This window comes from Streptomyces sp. NPDC040589, from assembly GCF_055594445.1.
Window position 1 is genome coordinate 902358 of record NZ_JBVIWP010000002.1, and the last position, 17469, is coordinate 919826.

Sequence of the window (17469 nt, forward strand, 5' to 3'; positions counted from 1 at the left end):
GGGACGAACCACTCCTTCATCACCTCGATGACAACTGTCGATCGGCGACCGGTCTGCTGAGCTGCTGGGTGGCGGCCGTGCCGGAACGCTGCATGCGGTGCCACTTCAGCCGGGTGCCGAGCAGCAGGGCGACCACGGACTGGATGACGACCAGGTACATGAGCTGCCGGTAGACGAAGAGCTGGAACGGCATCGACCACAGCGCCCGCAGCCGCTCGCCGTCGAGTCTCAGCGCGTAACCGGCACAGACCAGTTGGACCCCGAGGAAGGCGAGCCACACGCCCGTCGCCTGCACGGGGTCGGCGAAGAGCGCCCCGTACACCGCGAAGAGGTCGACGACCGGCGCAAGCAGTGGCAGGACCACCTGGAAGACCGTCAGATAGCTCAGCCCGCGGCGGGCGAAGCGTCCGGCCGCGCCCACTTCGACGACGGCCCGGCGGTGCTTCCACATCGCCTGCAGGGTTCCGTAGCACCAGCGGTACCGCTGCCGCCACAACTGCCTCAGTGAAGCGGGTACTTCGGTCCAGGCGACGGCCGACTCCTCGTAGACCACCCGCCAGCCGGCCCGCCACAGGGCCATCGTCAGGTCGGTGTCCTCGGCGAGCGTGTCCTCGCTGACCCCGCCGACGCCCATGAGCGCGTCCCGGCGGAAGGCTCCGATGGCCCCCGGAACCGTCGGCATGCACTCCAGCACCTCGAACATGCGCCGGTCGAGGTTGAAGCCGAAGACGTACTCCAGGTGCTGCCATCTGCCGAGCAGCCCACGCCGGTTGCCGACCTTGGTGTTGCCGCTGACGGCGCCCACGGCCGGATGCGCGAGCGGCTGGATGAGCCGGTGCAGGGCATCGGGCTCGAAGACGGTGTCGGCGTCGACCATCACCACGATGTCGTGGGACGCGTTGGCCAGACCGGTGTTGAGTGCTGCCGCCTTGCCCGAGTTGGGCTGCCGGATCACCCGCACGCGGGAGTCGTCGATCCAGGTCGCGAGGTCCGCCGTCTGGTCCGTCGAGCCGTCGTCGATCACGATGACCTCGAGGTACGAGTGCGTGGAGGCGAGCAGCGAGCGGACGGTGGACTCGATGCCGGCCTCTTCGTTGTAGGCGGGGACGAGCACCGTCACGGGCGCGTTGACCTCCCGCAGCCAGGGCGCGCCGGGGCGGACGCGGGTGAGGCGCCGGACATGGGCGCGGGCGAAGAAGGTCAGCGACAGCAGCCGCAGCAGCCCCAGCGCTCCGGCCACGCCCAGCACCCAGGTCATGATGTGCGTGAAGGTGTTTCCGGCCGTCACGGTCCAGTTCAGGGCTTTGCCCTGCCACCGTTCGGCGGTGGACACCCGGGTGTCGGCGGGCGGCATGCCGACCGCGTCCGTCACGGTGGTGAACCGGTCGGCGTGCGGGTCGTCGAGCAGCTGCTTCGTCTCGTCGTACGCCAGTTCCGTCTGGCTGAACTGCCTGATCAGGCCGTGCGCGGGATCGCGGCTCGGGCGGTTCGCCGCGACCAGGACATAGCCGTCCGCGGCGGCCTTCCGGGCCGCCTGCCACTCGGCGCCGCACAGCGTGTCCACCTCGGTGGTCATCGGCATCCGCAGCAGGTCGGTGCGGATGCCCGCCGTACCCGCGAGGGTCTTCTGGGTGAGGCCCAGTTCCATGCCGAAGCGGACGCGCGACGAGGAACCGAGGTCGGCTCCCGTATAGGTGTTCGAGCCGACCTCGTGGCCTTCGTCGAGGATGCGCCGCACCAGGTCCGGATGGCGTGCCGCCTGGGCGCCGGACACGAAGAAGGTGGCGTGCGCGTGGTGCTCGCGCAGCAGATCCAGCAGATGGGGGGTCCACTCGGGGTCGGGTCCGCCGTCGTAGGTGAGGGCGACGGTGCGCGCGGGCGCCGCGGCGGACGAGACCTTGTCGCCGTCGATGCCGCGCAGGACGGGGCCGCTCTCGGCCACGGACTTGGGCACGGGTCTGGTGCAGGGGTGGCGTGTCTTGGCGGCGTCCACCTCGTGGATGGTCCAGCCTTCGAAGAGCAGGACGGCGAATACGACGGGCAGGGTCAGGGCGAGCAGCCGCCAGTGTCCGCGGGGGTCGCGCGAACGGGCGTGCCGGCGATGGGCCGAGCGGCTCACGCAGCCGTCCTGGGTATGTCGTTAATCACAGCCGGGTCGGGTCCGGTTCCGCGGTGGCCGGCGACGGACGTGACCGCCGCGTGCCCGGTGCGGGCCGCCGAGAGAGGGGAGCCGACCGGAGGGGTCACGCGAGCGGCGGACCGGGACAGCACCTGGACGACGCGGTCGGCGCGGCCTCGCCGGACCACTGCCGCCGGGCGTCTGCCCGCAGTACGCGCACGGCTCTGTCCACGCCCGTTCCCAGGAGCGCGCCCGAGACCGCACGCATCGGCGCAGGACGTCGATACGACCGCGCGGACGACGGATCCGGCCACGCGCCACACCGCCTTCACATGCCGGTCGATGACGTCGAGGCCCGATGAACGGTGAAGCGTTTTCTGGTGTTTTGTCTTGCGGTCGTGCTCGTGCATGGGGGGCGAGTGTAGTCACATCCGATGTCCCGGGTGTGCCGGAAACAGCCTGTGCAACGCCACGCGAGGGGGACAGTGACACTCGGCGCCGCCGGTGCGCTGGACTAGTGGGGTGCGGGGAAGTGTGTCTTCACATTCGCCCTTCCCGGAGTGGACCCGCCGAGCGCCAGGGCCCCTCCCAGTGGCGTTTTTCAGCCACCCAGCGGGCGTACCCCTCGGTGGCTCTCGCAGCGTCACGGCCGGTCCAGCCACGCATCCTGACCCGTACGGACCCCGCCAACGGGTACGGCCCCCTGCCCGCCCCTAGCGTCGGGACCACGAGGCGCACGCGAAGGAGGTCCGATGCCCGGATTCGAGCTGCTGTACCAGGCGGCCGCGCTGTGCCTGATGTACCCCGACGACGATTTCCGCGCCCGGCTGTCGCTGCTGCGCGAAGCCGCCCCGCAGCTGAGGGAGTTCGCCGACCACGCGGCCGTCACCCCGCCCCGGGAGCTGGCCGCGCACTACGTCGAGGTCTTCGAGGCCGGGCAGGACCACAGCCTGTACCTGAGCGTCTGGCGCGAGGCGGCACCGGCGCCCTCCGAGGAGGTCTACCGCGCGCACGGCCTGGAGACCACCGGCGAGGAACCGCCCGACTTCCTGCCCGCGGTCCTGGAGTTCGCGGCCCGCACGGGCAGCACCGAGTTGCTGACCGAGCACCGCGACGGCCTGGATCAGCTCCGGTCCAGGCTCACCGACTTCGGTACGCCGTACGCGACGGTCCTGGACGCGGTGTGCGCGACACTGCCGCCCGCGCACACCGGTCTCTAGGACCGCCGACGGTGGTCCTGCCTATGCGGCGCCGCCCTTCTCGTCCCGTTGGTCCTTCTCCTCGTCCACGATCTCCGCGTCGACCACGCCCTCTTCTTCCCGCGCGGTGCCGGGAGACTCCTCGGTGTGGGCCTGCTGGGCCTGGGCGTACATCGCCTGGCCCATCTTCTGGCTGACCGAGGCGAGTTTCTCGACCCCGGTGCGCAGGGCGGCGGTGTCCGCCTGCTGCTCCAGTTGTCCCTTCACCTCGGTGACGGCCGACTCGACCTCGGTCTTGGTGTCGGCCGGGATCTTGTCGCCGTTGTCGCGGAGGAAGTTCTCCGTCTGGTAGACGAGTTGCTCGGCCTGGTTGCGGGTCTCGGCGGCCTCGCGGCGGCCCCGGTCCTCCTCGGCGTACTGCTCGGCCTCGCGCATCATGCGGTCGATGTCTTCCTTGCCCAGGGCCGAGCCGCCGGTGACGGTCATCTTCTGTTCCCGGCCGGTGGCCATGTCCTTGGCGGAGACGTGCATGATGCCGTTGGCGTCGATGTCGAAGGCCACCTCGATCTGCGGGACGCCGCGCGGTGCCGGCGGCAGGCCCGTCAGGTCGAAGACGCCGAGCTTCTTGTTGTAGGCGGCGATCTCCCGTTCGCCCTGGTAGACCTGGATGCCGACCGAGGGCTGGTTGTCGGCGGCCGTCGTGAAGATCTCCGAACGCCGGGTCGGGATGGTCGTGTTGCGCTCGATGAGCTTCGTCATGATGCCGCCCTTGGTCTCGATGCCCAGGGACAGCGGGGTGACGTCGAGCAGCAGCACGTCCTTGACGTCGCCGCGCATGACGCCCGCCTGGAGCGCGGCACCGAGCGCCACGACCTCGTCGGGGTTGACGCCCTTGTGCGGCTCCTTGCCGGTGAGTTCCTTGACCAGCTCGGTCACCGCGGGCATCCGGGTGGAGCCGCCGACGAGAATCACGTGGTCGACCGCTGAGAGCTTCACCCCGGCGTCGTCGACCGCCTGGTGGAAGGGCGCCTTGCAGCGGTCGAGCAGATCGGAGGTGAGCTCCTGGAACTGGGCCCGGGTCAGCTTCTCGTCGAGATGCAGCGGCCCTTCGGCGGAGGCCGTGATGTAGGGCAGGTTGATCGTCGTCTCGGTGGAGCTGGACAGCTCGATCTTGGCCTTCTCGGCGCCCTCGCGCAGCCGCTGCACCGCCATCTTGTCGCCCGCGAGGTCGACGCCGTACTGGCCCTTGAAGCGCTTGACGAGGTACTCGACGATCCGCTGGTCCCAGTCGTCGCCGCCGAGGTGGGTGTCGCCGTTGGTGGCCTTCACCTCGATGACGCCCTCGCCCATCTCCAGCAGCGAGACGTCGAAGGTGCCGCCGCCGAGGTCGAAGACGAGGACCGTCTGGTCGTTCTCCTTGTCCAGCCCGTACGCCAGCGCCGCCGCCGTCGGCTCGTTGATGATCCGCAGCACGTTCAGGCCCGCGACCTCCCCGGCCTCCTTGGTCGCCTGCCGCTGCGTGTCGTCGAAGTAGGCCGGGACGGTGATCACCGCGTCGGTGACGTCCTCGCCGAGGTAGGACTCCGCGTCCCGCTTCAGCTTCTGCAGCACCCGGGCGGACAGCTCCTGCGCCCGGTAGCGGGTGCCGTCCACGTCGCCCTGGTCCGGGAAACGCCAGCTCGCGTCGCCCATGTAGCGCTTGACCGAGCGGGCGGTGCGCTCCACGTTCGTCACGGCCTGCCGTTTGGCGACCTCCCCCACCAGCACCTCGCCGTTCTTGGCGAACGCCACCACCGAGGGTGTGGTTCTTGCCCCCTCCGCGTTGGCGATGACCGTGGGCTCACCGCCCTCCAGCACGGCCACCACCGAGTTCGTGGTCCCGAGGTCGATCCCGACCGCTCGTCCCATCGCTGTCCCCTTCCGTCAGGGCACTCCCCCACTCATTCCCCACTCTCCAGCACAAAACTTGAGTGCGCTGTTGTCAATGCCGCGAAGGGGTGATGGGCCCGCGCAGGGCCACGGCGCGCCGGGGCCGGTCCGTGACCAGCACGTCCACGCGCGGGTGGGCGAGGAACGCCCGCATCAGGGTGTCGTCGTTGACCGTCCACACCATGGTGAACAGGCCGCGCCGGGTCGCCTCGCGCAGCACGGTGGTCCTGGCCAGCCGCTGGTGCACGGCGACGCCGTGGGCCCCGCAGGCGCGGATCCTGCGGGCGGGGAACAGCTCGCTCAGCCGGGTCCCCGGCAGCTGTGCCAGGGCCAGGTCCCTGCGGTCGCGCCCCAGGGACAGCGCGGTGCGCACCCCGGGAAAGGCCCGTGTCACGGCGGCGAGGGAACGGTCCTCCAGTGTCGTCACGACGAGTCCGTCCGTGCCGAGCAGGGCCACCGCCCGGTCGACCACCTCCTGCTCGTAGCCCACCTCCTTGAGGTCCAGGTGCGCCACGAGTCGCCCGGCGATCAGCGCCATGACCTCGTCCACCACCGGCACGTCGTATCCGGCCCGCTCGCTCAGCTCGGCGTGCGTGAGCCGGGACAGCGGCGGCCCGGTGGGCCCGACCCGGGGGTCGTGGTAGACGACGAGGACACCGTCGGCCGTGCGGCGGATGTCGAACTCTACATACTCCGCCCCGGACTCCAGCGCGTCCTTGTACGCCTCCCAGGTGGCGGCGTCGGCGCGCTCGGAGCCGCCCCGGTGGGCGGAGACGGCGGGGCGTGGCGTCATGGTCGGGGGCTCCCGGAGGGCGGGCGTGGGGGCGGTACGGGTACGGCGTCGTCGTCGGACGTGGGCAGCAGGGAGCCGGAGCGGGTGCTGATACGTCTGAGCAGGACGTATCCGATCACGACGAGGACGACGAAGGGGAGCCAGGCCAGCGCGTAGGCCGCTCCGTAGGCGCGCAGGTCGAGGATGGAGCGGTGGTCGTCGACGTTCGTGCCGTTCACGCCGAAGAAGGCGAGCAGCAGGGTCGGAGGCAGGGCGATCAGCGTGGCGGCGGCGACGAGGCCGGACACGGTGCGGTCGCGGCGCTCGTCACGCTCGGCGAGTTCGGCGTCCAGGGCGGCGGAGCGGGCGCTGATCACCGAGGTCAGCCGCTCGACCATGCGGGCCGAGTTCTCCAGGCTGTCGCGGATGCCGAGCGCGTCACGCTGCGAGGACTGGAAGGCCTCCATGACCATCTCGGGGATCAGCAGGCTGTCGACGTAGGCCTCGACGCCGAAGGCGAGGTCCAGCTGGAGTTCGTTGACGCCGGCGGAGAGGCGGGAGATCAGGGAGCGGATCTCGGTGGGCGAGTCGGTCAGGGCCTGCTCGTTGGCCTTCATCATCGCGAAGGCGGCGAGCCGGGTGCGCTGGAGCACGGCGAGGGCGGAGACCATGCCGACGGCGACGAGCATCAGGCCGTTCTCGACGTGCGGGGCCCAGCCGGCCTGGACGGAGACGCCCCGGCCGAGGGCGGACAGGGTGAGGCCGTGGTTCCTGAGGTGCGGCGCGAGGCTCGCGTCGTAGGGCGTGGCGGGGTTCCAGGGCATCCGGCCGCGGTAGACGATCTCGTTCAGCAGGATGGCCTTGCGGGCCTCGTCGGCGCTGAGCAGTTCGCGGTGTAACCGGCCGCCGGGGAAGACGAGTTGGTGCACGTTCTGGCCGAGGGCGAGCGGGCGGCCGAGCTGCTCGGTCAGCGTCTGGAGCAACGGGCGGTCGTCGAGTTCGATGCGCTCCCGGTCGAAGCAGGTCGTGGCCAGCCAGGCGGCGAGGTCGCCGGCCGTGGTCTCACCCGCGAAGGCGCAGTCCACGACCAGGGTGGCGTCGCCGCGCGGGGTGGCGACGACGAGGATCCGCAAGGAGGCGAGGCCCAGGCCGTGGTCGCCGTGCGGCAGCCGCAGCCGGCGGGGCGCGACCTGTTCGTCGAGGACCGGGACGGGGAGCACGTCCTGGCTGGTCATCAGGTGGGAGGCGAAGCGGCCGTAGTCGTAGCGGTCGACGAGGGCGCCGAGGGCGGTGTCCCGGGGGCGGAGCCGTCCGGAGAGGCTGAACAGCAGCAGGACACGGGTCCGGTCACGGGTGGCGGAGTCGAGCACCGTGGCGTTCGGCGACGTTCCCGGCAGCATCGCGTTCCTTCCGGCCCGTCGGTTCGAGAGCGTCTGGTTCCTACCCCGGCCGCGGGTGGCGAACCGACGACGCGCGGGCCGCCCCTGGTGGGCGGCCCGCGCGACGGGGGTGTGTCCGGTCAGGCGAGCTTGGCGGTCAGCGTGATGGGCGTGGCCTTCAGCGCCTGGCTGACCGGGCAGCCGACCTTGGCCTCCTCGGCGGCGGCGAGGAAGGCCGCCTCCTCGATGCCGGGGACGGTGCCCTCGACGGTGAGGTGGATGCCGGTGATGCCCTCGCCGGGCTGGAAGGAGACGTCGGCGGAGGTGACGAGCTTGGTGGGCGGCGTCCCGGCCTTGTTCAGGATGTTGGAGAAGGCCATGGAGTAGCAGCTGGAGTGGGCGGCGGCGATCAGCTCCTCGGGGCTGGTCTTCCCGTTCGCCTCCTGGGCGCGCGACGCCCACGTGACCGGCTGCTCGCCGATCGCACCGGAGGAGTCGAAGGTGACGACGCCGTTGCCCTCGAGCAGGCTGCCTTCCCAGACGGTGTGTGCGGAGCGCGTGGTAGCCACGGTTCTTCCTTTCGCGTACGGACTCGCTGTGGGGCCCGTCTCCGGGTCCCCTTCCCCCATCCGATCACACCCGTGGCGCCGCGTCCGCGCACGCGCCGAATTTCAGGCCGCGCGTTCCTCGCTGCTCTCCAACGGCACCTGAGGGCCGTTCGACTCGCGCAGCCAGCGGCGCAGGACACGGTGGACGTGCTCGGCGCCGACGAGTTCCGCCCCGTCCGCCACCGGTGCGGAGAGGACGAGCGGGGACAGCAGGAAGGGCTTGCCCTGGGCGCCGCCGAGGCCGCCGTGGGAGCCGATCTGCTCCTCGAAGGCGAGGACTTCGCCGTCGGCCGGGTCGTGGAAGGAGTTGACCATGATGTCGGCGGTGTGCGGGAAGGAGTGCGTACGGCGCACCGCGTCGGCCGCGCCCGGCCCGAACGCGGCGAGCGGGCCCGGGTCGTCGTCGAGACCGGCCAGCGGGATCTCGGCGCCGTTCGCGCCGAGGACGACGCCGCCGTGCTCGTCGCTGCGGACCAGCAGGAAGCCGACACCGGGGTGGTTGGCGAGGGTCGGCAGCAGGGCGGGGTGGCGGGCGTCGATCTCCTCCTTGCTCATCCGGTGCGTGACGTCCGGGAAGGAGACCAGGCCGAGGTTGCCGGAGGCCAGCACGATGGGCTCGGAGCGGCGCGCGGGGCGATGCCGCTCGCCGCCCTCCTCGACCGGGATGCGCAGGGCGGCACGCACGGCGGCACGGGCCTCCGCCCCGCTGCGGGTGCGCTCCGCCCTGCGCGACACGGGCAGTCCGCAGCCGGCCCGTACCAGGTCGCCCAGGGTGAGGCCGTAGCGGGAGCGGAACGTCTCGCCGGGGCTCTGGCCGTGGTCGGACAGCACGACGATCCGGTACGGGCGCGGGGCGTGCTCGGCGACGTTCTCGATCAGGGCCAGCGACCGGTCGAGGCTTTCCAGGACCTTCTGCGCGTCGCGGCTCGCCGGGCCGGAGTGGTGGGCGACCTCGTCGTAGGCCACCAGGTCGGCGTAGACGGCGGTGCGGCCGACGAGCATGTCGCCCGTCACCGAGGCGACGACGACGTCCCGCTCGACGACCGTCGCGAAGGCCCTCACGAACGGGTAGAGGCCCGCGCGGGAGACCCGCGGGCGCTGCTTGAGCAGGCGGGCCCGGGTGGACTGGCCGATCTCCCGGCCGACGTCGGCGACGAAGGACAGGGCGGTGCGCACGGCGTTGGCCGGATCCGAGAAGTAGGCGAAGTAGCCCGCCCGGGAGCGGTTCTCGCGGCTGCGGCGGCGGGCGGCGATGGACAGCACGAGGGCCTGCTGCTCGGCGCCGCCGCTGAAGAGGTTGCCGCGGCTGGCGCCGTCGACGGCGAGCAGGCCGCCGTGCCCGGCGTATCCGACGGCGCGGCGCTGGAGTTCGGCGGCGCTGGTCGGGCGGTTGCAGACGACCACCTCGCGGGTGTCCTTCTCGTACCAGCGGAAGGCGGGGACGTCGTGGTTGCTGCCGTGCAGGATGCCGAGCTGGCTGGCGCCGGTCTGGCTGGACCAGTCGGTGCGCCAGGGGGTGAGGCGGTGGGTGCAGCGGCCGCCGTCGCCGAAGTCGAGCCAGCGGGCGACGGTGGGCATCAGGCCCTTGCCGACCGCGTCCAGCAGGACGTCGTGGCCGACGCCGTCGAGCTGGAGGAACACCGTGCCGGGGCTGGACGGGCTGGGCGGTCCGGACCGGCGGCGGCGGTCGGAGAGGCGGTACAGCCTGCGGCGGTAGGCGTCGTCGTCGCGCACGGCCAGGGCGGCGCCGGTGGCGGACGCCACGGCGGACATCACGGCGGCGACCACGACGGCGGTCTCCGGGGCGGCGGCGCCGCGCTCGGCGGGGTTGAGACGCAGGGCGAGCAGCAGCAGCGCGCCGTTCAGGAAGAACACCAGCAGCCCGAGCACGAGCGCCGGTACGAGGAGCAGGAGCCGGACGAGCAGCGGCCAGACCACGGCCGACAGCAGACCGAAGGCGCCGGCGCCGAACGCGGCCGTGACGGCGATGTCGGTGGCGCTGTCGCCGTCCGCCGACCGGAGCCGGAAGTCCGGCAGGATCCCGGCGAGCAGGAGCAGGGTGACGGTGGAGACCGCCCACACGGCGACGCTCCGCCCTATCTGACTGGCGACCCGCCGCCACCGCACGCCCCGCACGCCCAGCCACCTCACGTCCCGGCCCGCCGCCGCGGGCCCTCGTCCACCCTGTCACAACGCCCGGGGAACGCCTTTTGTCCCTCGCACTGCCGAGGCGGAGCAGGGCAGAGCCAGGCCGAAGGCACGCCTTCGCTGTCGCCGCGTCAGCGTCCGTCGTAGCCGGCCGTCGGCATCGACAGCCGGCGGTGTACGCACGCCTTCATCGCCGCGTCGTACGCCGGCTCGGCGTGCCCCACCGTCTCGACGCGCACCCCGCGCCTCGCGCACTCCGCGGTGAACTCCTCCACGGACGCGAGCGCGCTCTCGAGTACCCGCCGGCTGGGCGCCACGAACAGGTCGAGGCCGGGCCGGACGCCGTCCCAGAGGGCGCCGTGGTCGGGGCGCAGCCCCCGGACCAGTAACTCCCGGCTGATCACATAGCCCCGCTCGGCGGCCCAGCGGGCGCACATCGCGTGCTGGCTGCGGGAGTCGACCAGGAACGGATCGTCGTCCAGCTCCTCCAACGGCGTCAGACTCGCGATCGCCGTGACCCGGACCGGCACCATGGCGTCCCCCCTCACCTCCGGTTTCGCCGCCGACCCTACTCCTGCCCGTAGGCTTCGGGGAGTCGCGCGAAGGAGGCAAAGAAGTGCCGGTGGAGATCACCTGGTGGGGTCACGCCACTTGCACGGTCGAGGACTCGAACGTACGCGTACTCACCGATCCCCTGTTCGCACGCCGGCTCGCGCACCTGCGGCGCCGGCGCGGAGCCCTGCCGCCGTCCGGCGCCCGTGACGCGGACGTTGCACTGGTCTCGCATCTGCACGCCGACCATCTGCATGTGCCCTCGCTGATGCGGCTCGCTCCGGGCACGCGCCTGCTCGTGCCCCGGGGCGCGCGCCGAGCGGTGCCCGGACTGCGCCGACTCGCGCACCTGCGGGTGAGCGAGATGGCGCCCGGGGACGAGATCCCGGTCGGCGACGTGGTCGTACGGGCCGTGCCCGCGCGGCACGACGGGCGGCGGCTGCCGCTCGGACCGCACCGCGTCCCCGCGCTCGGCTACGTCATAGCCGGCGAGGCCCGGACCTACTTCGCCGGGGACACCGGGCTGTTCGACACGATGGCCGAGGAGGTCGGGCCGGTCGAGGTGGCGCTGCTGCCGGTCGGCGGCTGGGGGCCGTACCTGGGCGAGGGACATCTGGACGCGGGACGGGCGGCGGAGGCGCTGGCACAACTGGCGCCGTGCAGCGCGGTGCCGGTGCACTACGGCACGTACTGGCCGATCGGGATGGACGCCGTGCGCCCCCACGAGTTCCATGCGCCGGGCGACGAGTTCGTACGGCTGGCGGCCCGGCGCGCACCCGGCGTGGCGGTGCACCGGCTCGGGCACGGGGAGAGCGTGCGCCTGAAGGTGGCGCGGTGACCTGGACCGCGCCCGTGGCGCAGGCCGGTCTGCCTTTGCTCGCGGCGTCGGCCGTCACCCCGGCGTCGATCGTGCCGACGTCCACACAGCAGGCGGTGGGCTATCCGACGCTCTTCCTGCTCGTGCTGCTCGGGGCGCTGGTGCCGGTGATTCCGACGGGGGCGCTGGTGAGTTCGGCCGCCGTGGTCGCCGTTCACCAGACGTCGCCGCTCTCCCTGGTGATGGTGTTCCTGACGGCGTCGCTGGCGGCGTTCCTCGGGGACGCCACGCTGTACTGGCTGGGGCGGCGCGGGCTGAGGTCGAAGAACGGCTCGCGCTGGCTGGAGGCGATCCGGGCGCGGGCGCCGGAGGACCGGCTCGCCCAGGCGCGGGAGAAACTCGCCGCGCACGGTGTCGCGGTGCTGGTGCTGTCCCGGCTGGTGCCGGCGGGGCGTATCCCGGTGATGCTGGCCTGTCTTCTGGCGGAGTGGCCGTTGCGGCGGTTCTCCCGGGGGAACCTGCCGGCGTGTCTGGCGTGGGCCGTGACGTATCAGTTGATCGGGATTCTCGGGGGGGCGCTGTTCGATGAGCCGTGGGAGGGCGTGGTGGCGGCGATCGCGCTGACCTTGGTGATCAGCGCGGTGCCGAGTGTGGTGCGGCGGGTTCGGTAGCGCCGTTCGGGGTGCGGTTGTTCGCGGAGTGCGGGTTGTTCGCGCAGTTCCCCGCGCCCCTGAGAGGTCAGCTCCCGAACAGCACCTTGGAAGCGCCCACCGGCAGGTCCCAGAGGTTTTCCCGGGGCAGACCCGCCTTCTCCCAGGCCGCTCGTACGCGCGTCAGGGGCTCCAGGACCGGCTCCGCCGACAGGACGAAGGTCGCCCAGTGCATGGGGGCCATCCGCCGGGCGCCCAGGTCCTGGGCGGCCCGGACCGCCTCCTCCGGGTTGCAGTGGACGTCGCTGAGCCACCAGCGCGGTTCGTAGGCTCCGATGGGCAGGAGGGCGAGGTCGATGCCGGGGTAGCGCCGGCCGATGCGGGAGAACCAGTGGCCGTAGCCGGTGTCGCCGGCGAAGTAGACGCGCTGTCCGTCCCGGTCGGTGAGCACCCAGCCGCCCCACAGGCTGTGGCAGGTGTCGGTGAGGGTGCGCTTGGACCAGTGGTGGGACGGGACGAAGTCGAAGCGGACGCCGCCCAGTTCGGCCGCTTCCCACCAGTCGAGTTCCGTGACGTGGGTGAAGCGGCGACGGTGGAACCAGCGGGCGAGCCCGGCCGGGGCGAACACGGGGGTGTCGCGCGGGAGCCGGCGCAGGGTGGGGGCGTCGAGGTGGTCGTAGTGGTTGTGGCTGATGACGACGGCGTCGACGCGCGGCAGCTCTTCCCAGGGGACGCCCACGGGGGTGACGCGGGCGGGGGTGCCGAGGATCCTGCGGGACCAGACCGGGTCGGTGAGGACCGTGAGGCCGCCGACGCGCAGCACCCAACTGGCGTGTCCCGCCCAGGTGACGGCGATGGTGCGGGCGTCGACGCGGGGCAGCGGGCCGGGGGCGTAGGGGAGCCGGGGGATGTCGGCGAGGCCTTCGGGACTCGGTCTCACGGAGCCCTCGCGGGCGAAGCGGGCGATGGCCTTCAGGCCGGGGAGCGGGGCGGTCAGCCGGTCGTGGAAGGTACGCGGCCACACTCTCCGCTCGGCCGGCGGCCGGGGTTCGGCCAGGGGCGGGTACGGGGGCGCGAGGGGGGACGGGAGTGCCGGGTCGTCGGCCTCCTGGGTGGTCGTGCCTGTGGTCGACTCGGACTGCTGCGTCATCGAGGAGGCTCCCATCGCTGAGCTTCGTCGCGGAGATCGTCGAAGACCGACTTCAGCCGGATCAACGCGCCTCGCACGTGCGGCAGTTCCAACGGCGCGGGTGAGGTGAGGCATTCCGCGCGTTCCGGGTCGGAGGCGGGCAGCAGTGCGCCGGTGGAAAGCCGCACGCGCGGGGCTTCGAGGTCGTCGCCGAAGCGGTGGCCGCCCGGCGCGGGCATGCCGAGGCGGGCGGAGAGGAAGTCCTCCAGTTCCTGTGCGTCGCTCACCCCGTGCGCGGTCAGCGCGGGGCGCAGCGGGGCGAGGTCCACGTACAGGTGCCGGCCGGCGTGCGGGGGCCGGGAGAGGGCACCGGCCGCGACGACGGCGGAGTGCGCGGCGGCGGCCAGGCGCGCGTGCAGGCGTACGGTGGCGGCCGCGCGCGCCGTGACGGGTTCCGGTTCGGCCAGGGCGTACCCGGCCGCCGCGGCGACCGGGGCGGCGACGCGGGCGTCGAGCGCGGTGAGGACGTCGAGCACGCGCGCGTGGAGGCCGTCGCCGTCCTCGCCGGCCGGGAAGCGGGCCACGGCGGCGGGCCAGCCGGGCGGGAGCAGGGAACCGGCCAGGTCGGTGACGACGGTGACCCGGTCGGGCAGCATCTCGGCGGGGCTGAGCAGCACGGTGTCGTGCGGGTCGTGCAGGGTGTCGCGCCAGGTCTCGTCGCTGACCAGGTGCAGGCCCTCCCCCTGGGCGGCTTCGAGGGTCTCGTGCAGCAGTTCGGGAGGGGCGACGGTCGCGGTGGGGTCGTCGGCGACGGACAGCACCAGCAGGCGCGGGTCGCCGCCCTCGGCGCGGACCCGGCGCACGGTCTCCAGCAGGGCGTACGGATCGGGGACGCCGCCGCTCTCGGGCGGGGTCGGCACATGGAAGGCGGGCCGCCCCAACAGGCGTGCGTACGGCGCCCACCAGGCCGCGCAGGGCCTCGGCACCAGGACGTCACCGCCGAGGGCGGCGGTCAGCGCGAGCAGCAGGGAGGGCGCGCCGGGGCCGGCGGCCGCGCGGTCGGGGGCGCAGTGCAGTCCGCGCCGGTCCCAGTAGCCGCAGGCGGCCTCCCGCAACGCGGGGCCGCCGCCGACCGGCTCGTGGACACCACGGGACGCCGCCGCGGCGAGTACCGCGGACAGCTCCGGCAGGACCGGCAGCCCGTCCTCGGGGAGCGGCGGCCCGAACCGGACCGGGCCGTGGCCTTGCGGGTCCGTCCGCCGCATCCGTACCTCCGCAGTGCCTGGTGCCGCCGTGTTCTGGTGATCCGTACGGTGCGGCTCGTGCCCTCGGCCACCGAGTACCCAGGGTGCCGCCGCCCCATGGGCACCCGCCGGGTTGTGACGGTCACAGCATGAGCGGGCCGGGCCCGGGCAGGTCAGCGGTAGGGGTCGCTCTCCCGGTTGCGCAGCCGGTGCGCGGCGGCGCCGAACGCGCCCGCGATCAGCAGTCCGCCCGCGACCAGGGCCGGCACGGAGTCGGTGAAGGCACCGCCGTCACCGGCCCGTACCCCGCGCTGGATCACCGCCCCGCCGCACTCGGGGTCGTGGGTGTGGTGCTGTTCGGGGCAGGGCTTGTGGGTGGGCCGGTGTGTGGGCCGGTGCGACGGCTTGTGGTGGCCACCGCCGCCGTGGGTCACCGTGAACGTCGCGCTCCACTCCTTGCCCTCCCCGCCGGGAGCGGCCGGGCAGGTGCCGTCGACGGTCCACGCCGAGTCCTCGCCGAGGGCGTCCGGATCGCCCTCGAAGTTCTCGGCGGACGCGATGCGGGCCGTGCCCCGGTAGGCGGGCCCGGACACCTTGTCGTCGTTGCCGGTGACCTTGCGCAGCGGGACGGTGCCCTCGTCGAAGGCCTGCGAGGTGGCGTCGATGGTGTCGGGCGGCGGCCCACCGGTCGGATCGCAGCTGACCGAGACGGTGAGCGTCCCCCCGGGCTCGACGGTGGCGGGACTGACCTCGGCGGCGGGTTCGGCGAAGACGGCGGGTGCGAATCCCAGCAGCGCGGACCCGGCGAGAACGGCGACGGAGAGAGCGTGCACGGTGCGGCGCATGGAGGGGACTCCTTCGGGCGACGGCAGAATGTCCCTCTGCCATCACAGCCCGCCCTCCGGACCGCCGCGCGCGTCCGGACCCCATTAGCGGGACAGCACCCTCCAACCGGGTGAAGCGGGACGTCACCCCCCGGGGACGGCGCTACACCGCATCCCGCATGACCTGCTCCCGCACCCTCCCGCAGCACCGGCTGATCAGCCGGGACACATGCATCTGCGAGATCCCCAGCTCCTCGGCGATCCGGCTCTGCGTCATGTCGGAGAAGAACCGCATGTAGAGAATCGCCCGCTCCCGCTCCGGCAGCGCGGCCAGCCGGTCCTTCACCGCCTCCCGGTCCACGACCGTGTCAAGCGCGGGATCCGGCGACCCGAGCGCGTCGCTCAGGGAGTACCCGTCCTCGCTGCCGGGCAGCTCCGCGTCCAGGGACAGGGCCGTGAAGCTCTCCAGCGCCTCCAGGCCGGTCTTGACGTCCTCCTCGCTCATCTTCGCGTGCTCGGCGATCTCGGCCACGGTGGGCCGGCGGCCGGAGATGGTCTGGGACAGGTCCTGCGAGGCGAACCGGACACGGTTGCGCAGGTCCTGGACCCGGCGGGGTACGTGCAGGGTCCACATGTGGTCACGGAAGTGCCGCTTGATCTCGCCGGTGACGGTGGGCACGGCATAGCTCTCGAAGGCGTTGCCGAGTTCGGGGTCGTACCGGTCCACGGCCTTGACCAGGCCGAGGGCCGCGACCTGGCGCAGATCGTCCAGGTTCTCGCCGCGGCTGCGGAAGCGTCCGGCGAGGCGGTCCGCCATGGGCAGCCAGGCCTCGACGATCTCGTCGCGGAGCGCGTCGCGCTCCGGGCCGGCGGGGAGGGCGGCGAGCCTGCGGAAGGCCTCGGCGGTGTCGGGGGCGTCGTCGTGGGGGTGCTGCTTCGAGCTCGTGTGAGTCGGCATGATGCGTCGCGATTCCCTTGCAGATGCTCTGGTTCGGACCGTCACCGTGGGAGCGCATCCGCTGCGGGACAGGGGCGCCGGTGGCGACGCTTCACGCCGCTCCCACGGGCGTGCCTCCTGTCCGAAGCACTTAAGGGCGCCTGCCCCGGGCCCTCACACGCAAACCCGGAGAGGTTTCCCGCGGTCGCGCAGGGTGACCCGAAGCGGACCGGGGATCGACGGTCGAGCAGGGCCTCAGAAGGTCGGGCGGGGCCTCAGGGGGAAGGGGCGGCAGTTCCTGCCGGGGCGGGAGAAGCAGCAGCGGCAGCGGAAGCGGCGGGTGCGGGTACGCCGGCCGGTTCACGCCGTTCGGCGTTCTCCTGCGGCAGCAGCAGTTCCTCGTACCGGCCCAGAACGAGCACCACTCCGAGCATGAGCAGCGGGATGAGCACAGCGAGCATCGCCATGGCGGGTCCTTCCCCAGGGAGGTGTGGGGGATGTGACCCGGGTCTCCCCCAGGCCGTGGCGCAAACCAGGGCGGGTGTGGCGATCCGGTGTGCCGAACCCGTGTCGGCTTCCGGTGTTCGGGTACGCGGTGCGGACCCCCGAAGGTCTGGAGGGAGACATGCAGCGAGGCAGCGACCGGCTGAGCGTCCACCGGGACGACGAGATGAAGCACGAACTGCAGGGTCTGCTCAGGTCCGGGCACCCCACGCGCAGTGAGGAGTGGCACGACCCGGAGCCGGCCGCCGAGGACGACCCCGAGGTCGCGTACGGGCCGGTGACACCGAGCCGTGCGCCGACGTCCCTGGAGTCGGTGCGGCTGGATCTGGCCCGGATCCTGGGCCGCAAGGCGTTCCCCGCGAACTCGCGCGAGCTCGCCCGCGAACTGCGCGGCCACCAGGCGCCCGACACCCTCGTCGAGGCTCTGGAACGGCTGCCGCGGCAGGAGCGCTACGGCAGTGTCCAGGAACTGGCCCAGGCCCTGGTCCGGGCCCGCGAGACCGGGCCGGAGGAATACGCGTAGTGACCGCGCGGGGGTAGCGGGGGGGGGGGGGGGGGGGGGGGGGGGGGGGTGGGGCGGGGGGGGGGGGGGGGAGGGGGGGGGGGGGGGGGGGTGGGCTTTGGCGTGAGTTAAACATGAGGCGAAAAACGCGGGGAG

16 protein-coding genes are annotated in these 17469 nt (G+C 72.7%); 4 read left to right on the forward strand and 12 right to left on the reverse strand.

Annotated features, from left to right (window positions below):
• Positions 1 to 19: 19 nt before the first annotated feature.
• Positions 20 to 2119, reverse strand: coding sequence for a bifunctional polysaccharide deacetylase/glycosyltransferase family 2 protein (locus tag ACZ58V_RS11040; RefSeq protein WP_468183961.1), 2100 nt, complete (start codon positions 2117 to 2119; stop codon positions 20 to 22).
• Positions 2120 to 2871: 752 nt separating this feature from the next.
• On the opposite strand from ACZ58V_RS11040, the gene ACZ58V_RS11045 reads away from it, so the two are divergent.
• A complete protein-coding gene (locus ACZ58V_RS11045; RefSeq protein WP_468183958.1) occupies positions 2872 to 3339 on the forward strand; it encodes a nitrate reductase molybdenum cofactor assembly chaperone in 468 nt (155 codons plus the stop codon).
• A gap of 21 nt (positions 3340 to 3360) precedes the next feature.
• Here ACZ58V_RS11045 and dnaK read toward each other — a convergent pair whose 3' ends face one another.
• From dnaK to ACZ58V_RS11075, 6 genes are all read right to left on the reverse strand, one after another.
• Entirely contained in the window at positions 3361 to 5226 is a 1866-nt protein-coding gene (gene dnaK, locus ACZ58V_RS11050) for a molecular chaperone DnaK (RefSeq protein ID WP_471289617.1), read from the reverse strand.
• A gap of 73 nt (positions 5227 to 5299) precedes the next feature.
• On the reverse strand, positions 5300 to 6040 hold the full coding sequence (locus ACZ58V_RS11055) for a glycerophosphodiester phosphodiesterase family protein (protein ID WP_468183953.1): 741 nt from the start codon (positions 6038 to 6040) through the stop codon (positions 5300 to 5302).
• Complete coding sequence (locus ACZ58V_RS11060) at positions 6037 to 7419, reverse strand: hypothetical protein (protein ID WP_471289620.1); 1383 nt, start codon at positions 7417 to 7419, stop codon at positions 6037 to 6039. Before ACZ58V_RS11060 ends, ACZ58V_RS11055 begins: the two co-directional genes overlap by 4 nt.
• Positions 7420 to 7538: 119 nt before the next feature.
• A complete protein-coding gene (locus tag ACZ58V_RS11065) occupies positions 7539 to 7967 on the reverse strand; it encodes an OsmC family peroxiredoxin (RefSeq protein ID WP_468183948.1) in 429 nt (142 codons plus the stop codon).
• A 102-nt stretch (positions 7968 to 8069) separates the two neighbouring features.
• Complete coding sequence (locus ACZ58V_RS11070) at positions 8070 to 10142, reverse strand: phage holin family protein (RefSeq protein ID WP_468183945.1); 2073 nt, start codon at positions 10140 to 10142, stop codon at positions 8070 to 8072.
• A gap of 143 nt (positions 10143 to 10285) precedes the next feature.
• Complete coding sequence (locus ACZ58V_RS11075) at positions 10286 to 10687, reverse strand: hypothetical protein (RefSeq protein ID WP_355847889.1); 402 nt, start codon at positions 10685 to 10687, stop codon at positions 10286 to 10288.
• A gap of 83 nt (positions 10688 to 10770) precedes the next feature.
• On the opposite strand from ACZ58V_RS11075, the gene ACZ58V_RS11080 reads away from it, so the two are divergent.
• Both ACZ58V_RS11080 and ACZ58V_RS11085 read left to right on the forward strand, forming a co-directional pair.
• Positions 10771 to 11544, forward strand: a complete 774-nt coding sequence (locus ACZ58V_RS11080; RefSeq protein ID WP_468183942.1) for an MBL fold metallo-hydrolase — start codon at positions 10771 to 10773, stop codon at positions 11542 to 11544.
• Positions 11545 to 11579: 35 nt separating this feature from the next.
• On the forward strand, positions 11580 to 12194 hold the full coding sequence (locus tag ACZ58V_RS11085; protein ID WP_468186085.1) for a DedA family protein: 615 nt from the start codon (positions 11580 to 11582) through the stop codon (positions 12192 to 12194).
• A gap of 67 nt (positions 12195 to 12261) precedes the next feature.
• Here the strand turns inward: ACZ58V_RS11085 and ACZ58V_RS11090 are convergent, their stop codons facing one another.
• From ACZ58V_RS11090 to ACZ58V_RS11110, 5 genes are all read right to left on the reverse strand, one after another.
• A complete protein-coding gene (locus ACZ58V_RS11090; protein WP_471289623.1) occupies positions 12262 to 13323 on the reverse strand; it encodes an MBL fold metallo-hydrolase in 1062 nt (353 codons plus the stop codon).
• Positions 13320 to 14567: an aminotransferase class I/II-fold pyridoxal phosphate-dependent enzyme gene (locus ACZ58V_RS11095; RefSeq protein ID WP_471289624.1), complete on the reverse strand. Its 1248-nt coding sequence runs from the start codon at positions 14565 to 14567 to the stop codon at positions 13320 to 13322. Before ACZ58V_RS11095 ends, ACZ58V_RS11090 begins: the two co-directional genes overlap by 4 nt.
• Before the next feature lie 152 nt (positions 14568 to 14719).
• Positions 14720 to 15391: a hypothetical protein gene (locus ACZ58V_RS11100; protein WP_471289628.1), complete on the reverse strand. Its 672-nt coding sequence runs from the start codon at positions 15389 to 15391 to the stop codon at positions 14720 to 14722.
• A gap of 142 nt (positions 15392 to 15533) precedes the next feature.
• The gene (locus tag ACZ58V_RS11105) at positions 15534 to 16328 is read right to left on the reverse strand and encodes an RNA polymerase sigma factor SigF (RefSeq protein ID WP_468183932.1); all 795 of its coding nucleotides are present in this window, start codon (positions 16326 to 16328) and stop codon (positions 15534 to 15536) included.
• 254 nt (positions 16329 to 16582) lie between these two features.
• On the reverse strand, positions 16583 to 16774 hold the full coding sequence (locus ACZ58V_RS11110; protein ID WP_471289630.1) for a hypothetical protein: 192 nt from the start codon (positions 16772 to 16774) through the stop codon (positions 16583 to 16585).
• Between the two features lie 158 nt (positions 16775 to 16932).
• Between ACZ58V_RS11110 and ACZ58V_RS11115 the strand changes: the two genes are divergently transcribed.
• Positions 16933 to 17334 (forward strand): DUF2795 domain-containing protein, encoded by a 402-nt coding sequence (locus tag ACZ58V_RS11115; protein ID WP_468183926.1) that lies wholly within the window; start codon positions 16933 to 16935, stop codon positions 17332 to 17334.
• Positions 17335 to 17469 lie beyond the last annotated feature (135 nt).